11 protein-coding genes are annotated in these 13986 nt (G+C 54.3%); all 11 read right to left on the bottom strand.

Going from position 1 to position 13986, the window contains the following annotated elements; all coding sequences use genetic code 11:
- Positions 1-86: 86 nt before the first annotated feature.
- The 11 genes from accA to cdsA all read right to left on the bottom strand — a co-directional run bounded on the left by accA (position 87) and on the right by cdsA (position 13985).
- The gene (gene accA, locus BM007_RS12210; RefSeq protein ID WP_008501895.1) at positions 87-1046 is read right to left on the bottom strand and encodes an acetyl-CoA carboxylase carboxyl transferase subunit alpha; all 960 of its coding nucleotides are present in this window, start codon (positions 1044-1046) and stop codon (positions 87-89) included.
- A gap of 12 nt (positions 1047-1058) precedes the next feature.
- Positions 1059-4541 carry a DNA polymerase III subunit alpha gene (gene dnaE / locus BM007_RS12215; protein ID WP_024907529.1) on the bottom strand — a complete coding sequence of 1161 codons (3483 nt, stop codon included), beginning with the start codon at positions 4539-4541 and terminating at the stop codon, positions 1059-1061.
- A gap of 38 nt (positions 4542-4579) precedes the next feature.
- Complete coding sequence (gene rnhB / locus BM007_RS12220) at positions 4580-5176, bottom strand: ribonuclease HII (protein ID WP_045907841.1); 597 nt, start codon at positions 5174-5176, stop codon at positions 4580-4582.
- The gene (lpxB, locus tag BM007_RS12225; RefSeq protein ID WP_090418985.1) at positions 5173-6321 is read right to left on the bottom strand and encodes a lipid-A-disaccharide synthase; all 1149 of its coding nucleotides are present in this window, start codon (positions 6319-6321) and stop codon (positions 5173-5175) included. The genes rnhB and lpxB overlap by 4 nt, the downstream gene beginning before the upstream one ends.
- A complete protein-coding gene (gene lpxA / locus BM007_RS12230; protein ID WP_023310462.1) occupies positions 6321-7109 on the bottom strand; it encodes an acyl-ACP--UDP-N-acetylglucosamine O-acyltransferase in 789 nt (262 codons plus the stop codon). The genes lpxB and lpxA overlap by 1 nt, the downstream gene beginning before the upstream one ends.
- Before the next feature lie 3 nt (positions 7110-7112).
- Positions 7113-7568, bottom strand: a complete 456-nt coding sequence (gene fabZ, locus BM007_RS12235; protein ID WP_010426706.1) for a 3-hydroxyacyl-ACP dehydratase FabZ — start codon at positions 7566-7568, stop codon at positions 7113-7115.
- Positions 7569-7670: 102 nt separating this feature from the next.
- A complete protein-coding gene (lpxD, locus tag BM007_RS12240; protein WP_032644136.1) occupies positions 7671-8696 on the bottom strand; it encodes a UDP-3-O-(3-hydroxymyristoyl)glucosamine N-acyltransferase in 1026 nt (341 codons plus the stop codon).
- Positions 8697-8699: 3 nt separating this feature from the next.
- Positions 8700-9194, bottom strand: a complete 495-nt coding sequence (gene skp / locus BM007_RS12245) for a molecular chaperone Skp (protein ID WP_008501902.1) — start codon at positions 9192-9194, stop codon at positions 8700-8702.
- Positions 9195-9316: 122 nt separating this feature from the next.
- The gene (gene bamA / locus BM007_RS12250; RefSeq protein WP_024907525.1) at positions 9317-11734 is read right to left on the bottom strand and encodes an outer membrane protein assembly factor BamA; all 2418 of its coding nucleotides are present in this window, start codon (positions 11732-11734) and stop codon (positions 9317-9319) included.
- A 29-nt stretch (positions 11735-11763) separates the two neighbouring features.
- A complete protein-coding gene (gene rseP / locus BM007_RS12255; RefSeq protein ID WP_024907524.1) occupies positions 11764-13116 on the bottom strand; it encodes a sigma E protease regulator RseP in 1353 nt (450 codons plus the stop codon).
- An 11-nt stretch (positions 13117-13127) separates the two neighbouring features.
- Positions 13128-13985, bottom strand: a complete 858-nt coding sequence (gene cdsA / locus BM007_RS12260) for a phosphatidate cytidylyltransferase (RefSeq protein ID WP_024907523.1) — start codon at positions 13983-13985, stop codon at positions 13128-13130.
- Position 13986: the final 1 nt, after the last annotated feature.

Here is a 13986-nt window from a genome sequence, read left to right on the forward strand (position 1 = left end):
AAAAACATTAGCTAAGCATAGTCCGGCTAAACCGCAGGTATAAAAAAAGCCGCAACATTGTGCGGCTTTTAGGATAATTGTGAAGCTTACGCGTAGCCGTAAGTCATCAGACGCTGGTAACGGCGGTTGAGCAGATCTTCTTTGCTCAGCACGTCAAGGTCTGCCAGATCGGCCAGCAGCTGCGCTTTCAGGGACGCGGCCATCACTTCCGGCTTACGATGTGCACCACCCAGCGGTTCCGGGATGATGGAATCGATCAGCTTAAGCTCTTTCAGACGTGGCGCAATGATGCCCATTGCTTCTGCAGCCAGCGGCGCTTTGTCGGCGCTTTTCCACAGAATGGACGCGCAGCCTTCCGGGGAGATAACGGAATAGGTGCTGTACTGCAGCATATTCACTTTATCGCCCACGCCAATCGCCAGCGCACCGCCGGAACCACCCTCGCCGATAACGGTACAGATGACCGGCACCTTCAGACGAGACATCTCGCGCAGGTTGCGCGCGATGGCTTCAGACTGACCGCGCTCTTCCGCGCCCACGCCAGGGTATGCACCCGGGGTATCGATGAAGGTGATGATTGGCATGTTGAAACGCTCAGCCATCTCCATCAGACGCAGGGCTTTGCGGTAGCCTTCTGGTGCTGGCATACCAAAGTTACGACGGATTTTCTCTTTGGTTTCACGACCTTTCTGATGACCAATGATCATCACCGGGCGTCCGTCCAGACGCGCGATACCGCCAACGATAGCTTTATCGTCAGCGTATGCGCGATCGCCTGCCAGTTCGTCAAATTCGTCAAACGCCAGGCGGACATAATCCAGGGTGTACGGACGCTGTGGATGGCGAGCCAGCTGGGCCACCTGCCATGCGCCGAGATCGGCAAAGATTTTGCGCGTCAGCTCTACGCTTTTCTCGCGCAGACGATGCACTTCTTCGTCGATGTTAATATCCAGTTTTTCATCCTGACGGCTTACCGCTGTCAGAGAATCGATTTTCGCTTCCAGCTCAGCAATCGGCTGTTCGAAATCAAGGAAATTCAGACTCATAGTATTCCTGTATTAGTCAAACTCCAGTTCCACCTGCTCCGAACCAATGAGGCCACGGAGATCGTTCAGTAAACGATCGCTCGGAGAGACACGCCACGTTGCACCAAAGCGCAACCGCGCGCGTGCATCCGCCCTCTGATAGTAGAGATGTACTGGAATTGTCCCCGAGCGGTGGGGTTCCAGAGACTGACGGAGTCGGTTTAAAAGCTGGTCATCAATTTGCCTGTCCGTCAGCGAGATAGCAAGCCCGCGAGCATATTTTTCCCGGGCTTCGTCAATGTCCATCACTTCGCGGGCGGTCATTTTAAGCCCCCCACTGAAGTCATCAAAGCTGACCTGTCCGCTGACGATAAGTATGCGGTCTTTTTCCAGCAATTGCTGGTATTTATCCAGCGCGTCGGTGAACAACATCACCTCCAGACGCCCGGAACGGTCATCCAACGTACAGATGCCGATACGATTGCCGCGCTTGGTGACCATAACCCTTGCAGCAATCACGAGCCCCGCAGCCGTGGTGATTTTACCACGTTCTGTCGGATGCATGTCTTTAAGCCTGTGGCCGCCGACATAGCGCTCAATTTCTTTGATGTACTGGTTGATCGGGTGCCCCGTCAGGTACAAGCCTAACGTCTCACGCTCCCCATCCAGTACCACCTGTTCAGGCCACGGCTGGCAGTTGGAGTAAGATTGCTCGATCTGCTCCGGCTCTTCCGCCAGCACCCCGAACATATCCGCCTGACCAATGGCTTCCGCTTTTGCATGCTGATCCGCCGCTTTCAGCGCATCGCCGAGGGAATTCATCAGCGCGGCGCGGTGCGGCCCCAGCCGGTCAAACGCACCGGACATGATCAGTTTTTCCAGCACGCGACGATTCAGTTTTTTGGTATCGGTGCGGGCGCAAAGATCGAACAGCTCGCGGAAATACCCGCCGTTGTTACGCGCTTCGATGATCGCCTCGATCGGACCTTCACCCACGCCTTTGATCGCGCCGATCCCGTAAACGATCTCTCCGTCGTCGTTGACGTGGAAGTGGTAGAGACCCGAGTTAATGTCCGGCGGCAGGATCTTAAGCCCCATGCGCCAGCACTCGTCCACCAGGCCCACCACCTTCTCGGTGTTGTCCATATCGGCCGTCATTACCGCCGCCATAAATTCAGCAGGATAGTGCGCTTTCAGCCACAGCGTTTGGTATGACACCAAAGCATAGGCGGCGGAGTGGGATTTGTTAAATCCGTACCCGGCGAATTTCTCCACCAGGTCAAAGATCTTAATCGCCAGTTCACCATCAACGCCGTTTTTTCTCGCGCCTTCTTCGAAAGTGCCTCGCTGCTTGGCCATCTCTTCCGGCTTTTTCTTACCCATTGCACGACGCAGCATGTCCGCGCCGCCGAGGGTATAGCCGGAAAGCACCTGGGCGATCTGCATAACCTGTTCCTGGTACAGGATGATGCCGTAGGTGGGCTCCAGCACCGGCTTCAGGCTTTCATGCTGCCACTGAACGTCCGGGTAGGAAATCTCTTCGCGCCCGTGCTTACGGTCGATAAAGTTATCTACCATCCCTGACTGCAGCGGGCCCGGACGGAACAGGGCAACCAGTGCGATCATATCTTCGAAGCAGTCGGGCTGCAGGCGCTTAATCAGATCTTTCATGCCGCGCGATTCAAGCTGGAAGACGGCGGTGGTCTCCGAGCGCTGCAGCATGTCGAAACTTTTCTTGTCATCCAGCGGGATGGCCGCGATATCCAACGGCGGCTCGCCGTTCTTCTCGCGGCGGGCGTTGATCATCTCCAGCGCCCAGTTAATGATGGTCAACGTACGCAGACCAAGGAAGTCGAACTTCACCAGCCCGGCGTATTCTACGTCGTTCTTATCGAACTGGGTAACCGGGTGCTGGCCCGCTTCGTCGCAGTAGAGCGGCGCAAAGTCGGTAATTTTGGTCGGGGCGATAACCACGCCCCCCGCATGCTTACCGGCGTTACGCGTGACGCCTTCCAGCTTGCGCGCCATGTCGATCAGCGCTTTGACTTCTTCGTCCGCTTCGTAGATTTCCGGCAGCTGTGGTTCAGCCTCAAAGGCTTTTGCCAGCGTCATGCCCGGATCGGGCGGCACCAGTTTAGAGATGCGATCGACAAACCCGTACGGGTGGCCCAGCACGCGGCCGACGTCACGGATAACCGCTTTCGCCGCCATCGTACCGAACGTAATAATCTGCGATACCGCATCACGGCCGTACATATCGGCGACGTGCTCGATCACCTGGTCACGTTTCTCCATGCAGAAGTCGACGTCAAAGTCGGGCATGGAAACACGTTCCGGGTTGAGGAAACGTTCGAACAGCAGGTCGAATTCCAGCGGATCGAGGTCGGTAATTTTAAGCGCATAGGCCACAAGCGACCCAGCACCGGAGCCTCGGCCCGGTCCGACCGGTACGCCGTTATCCTTCGACCACTGGATAAACTCCATGACGATCAGGAAGTAGCCCGGGAAGCCCATCTGGTTGATCACCTGGAGTTCAATGTCCAGGCGTTCATCGTACGGCGGCCGCTTCTCTTTGCGAACGGCCTCATCCGGGAACAGGAACTCCAGACGCTCTTCCAGACCTTCTTTTGATTTTGCGACCAGGAAATCTTCCGTGGTCATGTCTCCTGTCGGGAACTGCGGCAGGAAGTACTCGCCAAGGCGGACGGTAACGTTACAGCGCTTGGCAATCTCTACGCTGTTTTCCAGCGCTTCCGGGATATCGGAGAAGAGCTCACACATCTCCTCTTCGCTGCGCATGTACTGCTGCGATGAGTAGTTGCGCGGTCGTTTAGGATCGTCCAGCGTGAAGCCATCGTGGATCGCAACGCGAATTTCGTGCGCGTCAAAATCCCCCGGCTCAAGGAACCGCACATCGTTGGTAGCCACCACAGGCAACCCACGCTCTTCTGCAAGTGCCACAGCGGCATGAAGATAGTTCTCTTCGTCCTGACGGCCGGTGCGGATCAGCTCCAGATAATAACGATCCGGGAAATACTCTTCATAGAACGAGAGGCATTGATCCACCAGCGCGCTATTGCCGCGCAGCAGGCATTTGCCGACATCGCCCATACGGCCGCCGGAGATCAGCAGCAGCCCTTCGTTCAGCTCAGCCAGCCAGTCACGGTCGATCCACGGCCCCAGCGCACCGTATCCACGCTGGTAGGCTTTTGAGATAAGCAGAGTGAGGTTTTGATAGCCCGTGTTGTTCATCGCCAGCACGGAGATTTGCGTCATTTCATCGCCGATGAGATCGCTCTGCACATGAAAATCTGCGCCAACGATAGGCTTCATCCCCGCGCCATGCGCCGTTCCGTAGAACTTCACCAGGCCACACAGGTTGGTAAAATCGGTTATCGCCAGCGCGGGCATGCCAAGGGAGGCCGCCTTTTTTACCAGCGGCCCGGTCTTCGCCAGCCCATCGATCATGGAGTAGTCGCTATGCACCCGCAGGTGTACGAAACGTGGTTCAGCCATCTTCAGATTCCGCGTTACTTAATTGCTTGCGTATTGATTCAGGACACCCGTCCCAGCGCGCGCTTCACCGGGCCAAAGCTGCGACGGTGGTGTTCGGTTGCGCCATGTTCAGCCAGCCTTTCCAGATGGAAAGGTGTGGGATACCCCTTATGCTGGGCGAAACCATACTGAGGGTAAGTGAGGTCCAGCGCGGCCATTTCAGCGTCGCGCGTCACTTTGGCAATAATAGAAGCTGCGCTGATTTCTGCGACCCGGCTATCGCCTTTGACGACCGCCATTGAAGGCATGGGTAGTGCCGGACAGCGGTTGCCGTCAATCAGGACATATTCAGGGGCGATTTTCAGCCCCGCTACCGCACGCTGCATCGCCAGCATCGTGGCGTGCAAAATATTCAGCTCGTCTATCTCATGCGGTTCAGCGCGCCCCAGGCTCCAGGCCAGCGCTTTCTCCTGAATCTCACTAAACAGCGCCAGCCGGCGCTTTTCAGACAATTTTTTAGAGTCGTTCAGCCCGACGATCGGCCGAGCCGGATCGAGGATCACCGCGGCGGTCACCACAGCCCCGACTAACGGACCACGACCCACTTCATCCACGCCCGCCACAAGGTGGGTGTGAGGATAAACAAATTCCATCATTTTGCTAGCTCCAGCACCGCATCAGCCGCTTGCTCATCAGCATTACAGCGGATCAGTTGATGCAGTTCGCGGAAGGTGTCGTGCATCTGGTGGCTGGTCTTGCCGTTTGCCAGCAGCGGCAGCAGTGCATCGGCAAGCGCCTGCGGCTGGCACTCATCCTGCAATAGCTCTTTCACCAGTTCGCGCCCGGCAAGCAGGTTTGGCAGGGAGACATAATCCGTTTTCACCAGACGTTTTGCCAGCCAGAAGGTGAAAGGCTTCATGCGGTAACCGACCACCATCGGGCATTTCGCCAGCATACATTCCAGCGCCGCCGTGCCGGAAGCCAGCAATGCGGCATCGCTCGCATACATCGCTTCTCGCCCTTTGCCGTCCAGAAGACGGACGTGGAGATCCGGGGCGACTTCCGCTTTGATGCGCTCAAACTGCTCGCGGCGTTTGGCATTCACCAGCGGAACAACCACTTCAAGATCGGGATAGGTCTGGCGAAGAATTTGCGCTGTTTTGAGGAAATCGGCGCTCAGCATCTCCACTTCTGCACCACGGCTGCCTGGCAGCAGTGCCAGACAATGCACATCATGGGGGATGCCCAGCACGTCGCGCGCCGCGTTTTTATCCGGATCCAATGGCATCGCATCCGCCATGGTATGACCGATAAAACGGCACGGAACATTAAATCTGTCGTAAAACGCTTTTTCGAAAGGCAGAAAAGCCAGCACCAGGTTGGTGGACCGTCCAATTTTGAAAACGCGTTTCTGTCGCCACGCCCAGACGGACGGACTGACGTAGTGAATGGTTTTTATGCCCTGCTTTTTCAGATTCCCTTCGAGGGTAATGTTGAAATCAGGTGCATCGATACCGACAAACACATCGGGTTTGAGTTCGGTAAAACGGCGGGTGAGATCGGCACGAATGTGCAGCAAACGGCGGAGCCGTCCCAGCACCTCAACGATGCCCATCACGGCCAGCTCTTCCATTTCATACCAGGCTTCACAGCCTTCGGCCTGCATCAGCGGGCCAGCAACGCCGACAAAGCGAGCGTTGGGTACACGCGCCTTAAGCGCGCGGATGAGACCTGCACCAAGAATATCGCCGGAGGTTTCTCCGGCGACCAGGGCTATCGTAAGCGGACGACTGTCGACCATTAACGAATCAGACCCCTTGTTGAACGGTCAAAGAATTCCATGAACGCGTTCACTTCCGGGTGCTTATTCGCCAGCTCGGCAATTTCCGGCTTCGCCTCTTCCAGCGTTTTACCGCTACGGTACAGCAGTTTGTACGCGTTGCGGATGGCAGTAATCGCTTCGCGGCTAAAACCACGACGCTTGAGGCCTTCGATGTTCACGCCAAACGGCGTGGCATGGTTGCCCTGCGCAATCACATACGGTGGGACGTCCTGCGCCACACCGGAGCAGCCGCCAACCATCACGTGTGCACCAATGATGCAGAACTGATGGACTGCGGTCATGCCGCCAATAATTGCGAAGTCATCAACCGATACGTGTCCTGCCAGCGTTGCGTTGTTGGCAAGAATACAGCGGTCACCCACGGTACAGTCGTGCGCGATATGCGCATTAACCATAAACAGGTTATCGCTGCCCACCTTCGTCAACCCACCACCCTGTACTGTTCCACGATGAATGGTGACGCTTTCGCGAATACGGTTACGATCGCCAATTTCCAGACGGGTCGACTCACCAGCATATTTCAGATCCTGGTTAACTTCGCCGATGGAGGCGAACTGATAGATCTCGTTATTGCAGCCAATGGTCGTATGACCATTCACGACAACGTGAGATTTCAGTACTGTACCCTCACCAATTTCGACATGGGGTCCAACAATACAAAACGGGCCAATGTGGACGTTAGCACCAATGATGGCACCGGTTTCCACAATCGCGGTAGGATGAATAAAGGCGGATTTATCAATCACGTATCAGGACTCCCGGCTACGAGCACACATCATCGTCGCTTCGCAAACAACTTTGCCGTCAACCAGTGCTACGCCTTTGAAGCGAGTCAGGCCACGACGCGTTTTTTCAAAAGTGACTTCCATGATCATCTGATCACCAGGCACGACAGGGCGCTTAAAGCGCGCTTCATCAATACCCGCGAAGTAATACAGCTCACCTGGCTCCAGTTTGCCGACGCTTTTAAACGCCAGAATACCGGTAGCCTGAGCCATCGCTTCCAGAATCAACACACCCGGGAAGATAGGCTTACCAGGGAAGTGCCCCTGGAAGAACGGCTCGTTCACGGAAACATTTTTCACTGCGCGCAGAAAACGACCTTCTTCAAAATCCAGCACGCGGTCTACCAGCAGAAACGGGTAGCGGTGCGGCAGAAGTTCTAAAATCTCTTCAATATGCAGAGTATGAGTGTCAGTAGTCAAAATACTCTTCCTGTCAAAATGTACTGATAACAATAATAACACGGCCTGCCGGTTTATTAGAAAGCCGACAGGCCGGGAAAAATAGCGTTAAACGGATGACGCTTAGTCTTGTTGATCGATCTTACGCTCAAGAGACTTGAGGCGCTTGCTCATATCATCAATGTTCATCACCAGAGCTGCTGTTTTACGCCATACCTTGTTGGGCTGTAGCGGAATGCCTGAGGAATAAACGCCAGGTTCAGTGATAGGACGCATTACCATGCCCATTCCCGTCACGGTCACCTTGTCGCAGATTTCCATATGGCCATTAATCACGCTCGCACCGCCAATCATGCAATAACGGCCAATTTTCAGGCTGCCCGCCATGATGACGCCACCCGCAACCGCGGTATTGTCGCCAATCACAACGTTATGCGCAATCTGGCACTGGTTATCGATGATAACACCATTGCCAATGATCGTGTCGTCAAGCGCGCCACGGTCAATGGTGGTACAAGCGCCGATCTCCACGCGATCGCCAATAATAACGCGACCAAGCTGTGGGATCTTCACCCAGTTACCGCGATCGTTAGCGTAACCAAAGCCATCAGAACCAATCACGGTGCTGGACTGGACGAGGCAGTTTTCGCCAATTTCAACGTCATGATAAACGGACACATTGGCCCACAAACGGGTCCCTGCGCCGATTTTCGTATTTTTCCCAACGAAGCAGCCTGGGCCAATGACGACGTTATCGCCCAGCACAACGCCGGATTCGATAACCGCATTCGCCCCAACGGCGACGTTGTTACCCAGCCTGGCCGTCGCATCAATCGCTGCGCTGGCAGCAATGTTCTGGGCCGGTTGCGGCGTGGTATCAAGAATTTGAGCCATGCGTGCATACGTCAGGTAGGGGTTTTTCACTACCAGCGCGCTTACAGTGGCAAATGGAAGATCGTCCTGCGTCAGTACAACAGCTGACGCCTGGCATTGAGCCAGTTGCTCACGGTACTTAGGGCTTACCATGAAGGTAATCGTGCCAGCTTTAGCAGATTGCATGGACGCAACAGCGGTGATGACGATATCGCCATCACCGTGTAATTCTGCATCCAACTGCTGAGCTAAATCAGCCAGTCGAATTGAAGGCATTACTTATTTAACCTGTTTCAGAACATCAGCAGTGATGTCTTTAACATCTTTGCTGTTGAAAGCGACGGCGTTCGCATCAACAACCAGATCGATGCTCTGATCGGCAGCCACTGCTTTAACAGCGGTCTGAATGCGAGTCACCAGCTTGCCGCGTTCTTCGTTAGAACGACGCTGACGATCCTGCTCGAAAGCCTGCGCTTTCTGAGAGAACGCCTGGCGCTGAGCCATTACGTCTTTTTCCAGCTTGCTGCGGTCGCTTGCCTTCATGGTAGAACCATCACGCTGCAGACGCTGCATTTTGGACTGAAGATCGTTTTCCATACCCTGCAGTTCGCTTGCACGGCCTTTGAATTCGTTTTCCAGAGTCGCAGAAACACCTGTTTTCTGTGCAACCTGCTGGAACAAATTACCCATGTTGACGATTGCAATTTTGTCTGCTGCCTGAGCAGAAGTTGCCATCGCTAAACCGAGACCTGCAGCTAATAACCACTTTTTCACAATTAACTCCTTACCATCCCATTGGCACCAGAAGGTACCGTTCTTTGCGTGGCAAGGCGACCGTGTTACCGATCGCCAGTTGTCAGCGCTACACTGCCAACGCATTCCTTTGCAGCGGATTATTACCAGGTTTTACCAATGTTAAACTGGAATTGCTCCGACTTATCTCCATCATATTTCTTAAACGGCTGGGCGTAAGAGAAGACCAACGGTCCCAGCGGTGACATCCATTGTAATGCGATACCGGCAGACATGCGAATATTGCTCGGATCGCTGTAGTCAGGAATGCCTTCTGCGCGCATCTGGGCAGTATTCTGCCAGTTGGTATCCCATACGGTACCGGCATCCCAGAAGAAGGACGTACGGACCGAGTTCGCATATTTATCGCTGATAAACGGCGTTGGCGTGATGAACTCCAGGCTGGCAACGGCCATGGCGTTACCGCCCACCGCATCATTAGAGCTACAGACTTCCGAAGAGGAAGACTTATCACAGTTATCTTTGTCGTTCCCGCCGTAGTAAACCGCTTTCGGACCAATGTTGTTGGACTGGAAGCCACGAACGGTACTGGAACCACCGGCATAGAAGTTTTCATAGAACGGCAGTTCTTTGCCGCCTAAACCGTCGCCGTAGCCCCAGCGGGTACGACCCAGAACCACCCACTTATGATCGTCATCGATCGGGAAGTAGGACGCGGTATCCAGCGTGACCTTATAGAACTCGTTATCGGAGCCCGGCACGGTCACTTTACCGTTCAGGTTGACGCGAGAACCTTCCGTTGGGAAGTAACCACGGTCAAGACGGTTGTAGGTCCAGCCGTAGTTAAAGGTGAAGTCATCCGCAGCGAAGCCATTGTCATGACCAGTTTTGCTGGTTGACTGACCAATGGAGTCCAGGTAACGCCACATCGCCACCTGCGGTTGCATATTGGACAGGTCGTTATGCACGTAACCTAAGCCCGCACGCAGGGTGTTGTATTCGTTAACCGGGAAGCCAAGCGTACCGTCCACACCGTAACTCTTGTTGGTGTAAGAAGACAGATCCGCATCGTCTGCTTTAAAGTCGTTATAGAAGATACGACCGCCCAGGCTCACACCGTCAACGGTGAAGTATGGGTTCGTTACAGAGAACTCAGAGTAGGTCTGGTAGTCGTTTTTGGTGCCGTTAATCCCGACAGAGTAACCCGTACCCAGCCAGTTATCCTGCTGCACGCCGACCTGGAAGCTGACGCCGCTCTCGGTACCGTAGCCCACACCGAAGTTGAAGCTACCGGTGTTGCGCTCTTTCACTTTATAAACAACATCAACCTGATCCGGGCTGCCCGGTACGCGCTGGGTATCGGTATCCACCGTTTCAAAATAGCCCAGACGGTTCAGACGCTCTTTACCCTGATCAACGAGGTCGCTACCCAACCATGCGCCTTCCATCTGACGCATTTCGCGACGCAGAACGGAATCTTTGGAGGTGTCGTTACCGACGAAGCGGATCTTACGCACGTAGAAACGGTTGCCCGCGTCAACATTCACGTGCAGCTTAACGGTTTTATCCGCGTCATTGATTTCAGGCTGAGTCTGTACGCGCGGATAGGCATAACCATAGCGGCCGAGCAGCTTCTTAATGCTGTCTTCCATTTTGGTTACCTTGGAACCGCTATACAGGTCGCCTGGCTGAATTTTGGTCAGCGATTCGATTTCAGCAGAATGCCCCGCCAGGTTACCACTCACCTCAACACCCGAAAGCTTGTACTGCTCGCCTTCAGTGATGTTGACCGTAATGTAGATCCCTTTCTTGTCCGGCGTCAGGCTTACCTGAGTCGAGTCGATGTTGAAACGCGCATAGCCACGATCGAGATAGTAGCTGCGCAGGGTTTCAAGGTCGCCCGCCAGTTTCTGTTTCTGGTATTTGCGATCGCCTACCACGTTCCACCATGGCACTTCATCACGCAGCTGGAAGGTGGAGATCAGTTCGTCGGTGCTGAACGCGTGGTTGCCGACAATGTTGATCTGCTGGATCTTCGCAGAAACACCTTCCTGGAAGACCAGCTTCAGGTCAACACGGTTGCGCGGCAGCGGAGTGACAACCGCTTTCACGCTGGCACTGTATTTACCGACGCTGTAGTAGAAGTCTTCCAGACCTTTTTCAATGTCTGAAAGGGTTGTGCGGTCCAGGGATTCCCCCACACGAACACCGGATGCTTCAAGGTTTTGCTTGAGCATGTCATCTTTCACCGACTTGTTACCGGAGAAAGTGATACTGGCGATCGTTGGACGTTCTTTTACCTGTACCAGCAGCGTATCACCATCGCGCAGGACGCGGACATCCTCGAAGTTGCCGGTGGCAAACAGAGCACGGATGGTGTTACTGATATCATCATCATTAACCGTATCGCCGGGGCGTACAGGCATACTGAGGAGGGCCGCACCAACGGCGACACGCTGGAGGCCTTCGAAATGAATGTCTTTCACTACGAACCCGTCAGCACCGTATACGGTGGCGCTGCTAAACAGCAGCGACGCTATGAGCAACTTTTTCATCGCCATCGTTATTATGCGTTCTTCCTAACACTCTCTTACAACCGAGAGAAATCATTGAAAAGTGCAAGCCCCATTAACAGCACCAGCAAAATCGAGCCAATGCGATAACTAAAGTCTTGAACTCGCTCGGATACCGGTCCGCCTTTTAGCTTTTCAATCGCTAAAAACAGCAGATGACCCCCGTCTAAAACGGGAAGCGGGAACAGGTTGATTATCCCAAGGTTCACGCTAATGAGCGCGAGGAACATGAGATAGTAAATCACCCCGAACTCCGCTGACATCCCAGCCCCCTGGGCAATCGAAATTGGCCCACTGAGGTTGTTCAGTTTCACATCACCGGTTATCAATTTCCCCAACATGTTGACCGTCAGCTTCATCAGTTGCCATGTTTTATCCGTGGCTTCAAGGATGGCGCTGAACGGCCCATACTGGCGTATTGTCTTGTACTCATCTGGCAGCGGGATCACTTTTGGCACAACGCCTGCAAACCCTTCTGCCTTTTTGCCGACCGACTTCGTGTCCGGGATCAGCGTCAGCGAAAGCGGACTGCCTTGCCTTTCAACTTCCAGCGCGAGAGACGTTCCCGGATTATCGCGCACCAGAGTAACAAAGGTCATCCACTCTGTTAATGGTTGACCATCGACTTTAACGATCCTGTCGCCCGCTTGCAAACCCGCTTTGCTCGCCGCCGAATTTGCCTGTACTTCGGCTAATACCGGCTCGATCTGCGCACCGCGTGGACGAATACCCAGCGCAGCGACGGGATCTTCTTTGTCTGGCTCGAAACGCCAGTGACGTAAATCGAGCACTTTGTCCTGACGCGCATCGGAACCAAACGGCGATACGCTGATGGTGGTCTGCGGATCGCCAATTTTGGCAACCAGCTGCAGTCGCACGGCATCCCAATCAGGGGTTTCGATGCCATCAATCGCTTTAAGTTCCATCCCGGATGTAATTTGCGCACTCGCCGCGATGGAGTTGGGAGCAATTTCCCCCACCACCGGACGCACGCCCGGGACGCCGATGATAAACACCAGCCAGTAAGCGAAAATCGCAAAGATGAAGTTGGCTACCGGTCCGGCAGCAATGATGGCGGCGCGTTGTCCAACGGTTTTATTGTTGAAAGCGCTGTGTCGCAGCTCAGGTGCGACAGGCTCGACGCGTTCGTCGAGCATTTTGACGTAGCCGCCCAGCGGGATAAGGGCGATGACAAATTCCGTGCCGTGGCGGTCGGTGCGCGTCCAGAGTGATTTGCCAAAACCGATGGAAAACCGCTCTACGCGCACGCCACAGCGGCGAGCAACCCAGAAATGGCCAAATTCATGCACGGTAATCAGTACACCCAGTGCAACAATGAACGCCGCCAGATTCCAGAGAATGCTCAGCATAAAACCTTCCGTTAAATCGTCCCGAATACCAGTAAAAGCAAACATGCAAACACTGGAACAGCCGCTGTCAGGCTATCAATGCGATCCAGTATACCGCCATGCCCTGGAATCAGGTGTCCGCTGTCCTTAATCCCTGCTTCACGCTTAAACATACTTTCGGTTAAATCACCGAGCACGGAGGCAAGCGCAGCAAAAATCGAGCACACCAGCAGTATTGACGGTGCCACTTCAAGATTCGCCCAGACGCCGTAGCCCCAGGAGATGATCGCTGCCGTAAACAGGCCGCCGATGAATCCTTGCCAGGTTTTACCCGGGGAGACCTTCGGTGCCAGCTTATGTTTGCCAAACAGTTTACCAAACATATAGGCCCCGGAGTCAGCCCCCCAGACCAGAATCATCACATAAAGCAGCCAGATCGCACCGCTGTAGTGGTTTTCGTCGTAGTGCCAGGCGCGCAGCGCAACCATACCCCAGAAAAAAGGAATAATGGTGAGCAAACCAAAAATCAGTCGTAGCACTTTTGAATTACGCCATAATGCCGCGGAACCTGGATAAAAAAGGACCAGCAACAGCGCGGCAACCCACCAGACCAACGATATCCACAAGGAGCCGGCAACCAGGGGCTGATGAATATCATGGTGATATTCAGGCAACGTAAACAGCATTATGGCCAGGATAAAGCCACAAAGTACCGCGAGCCATACCCGCTGAGTGCGCGAGGTAAAGCCGCTAAACTGTCCCCATTCCCACGCGGCGAGCATGCACACCACCAGCGTGACAATAGCGAATCCCACCGGGGGCAGTAAAAACAGCGCCGCAATGACAATGGGTATTAATACAAAAGCGGAAATCAGGCGATACTTCAGCAAA

The sequence above is a fragment of the Enterobacter sp. NFIX59 genome (assembly GCF_900113755.1).
In the GTDB taxonomy this organism is placed as follows: Bacteria; Pseudomonadota; Gammaproteobacteria; order Enterobacterales; family Enterobacteriaceae; genus Enterobacter; species Enterobacter pseudoroggenkampii.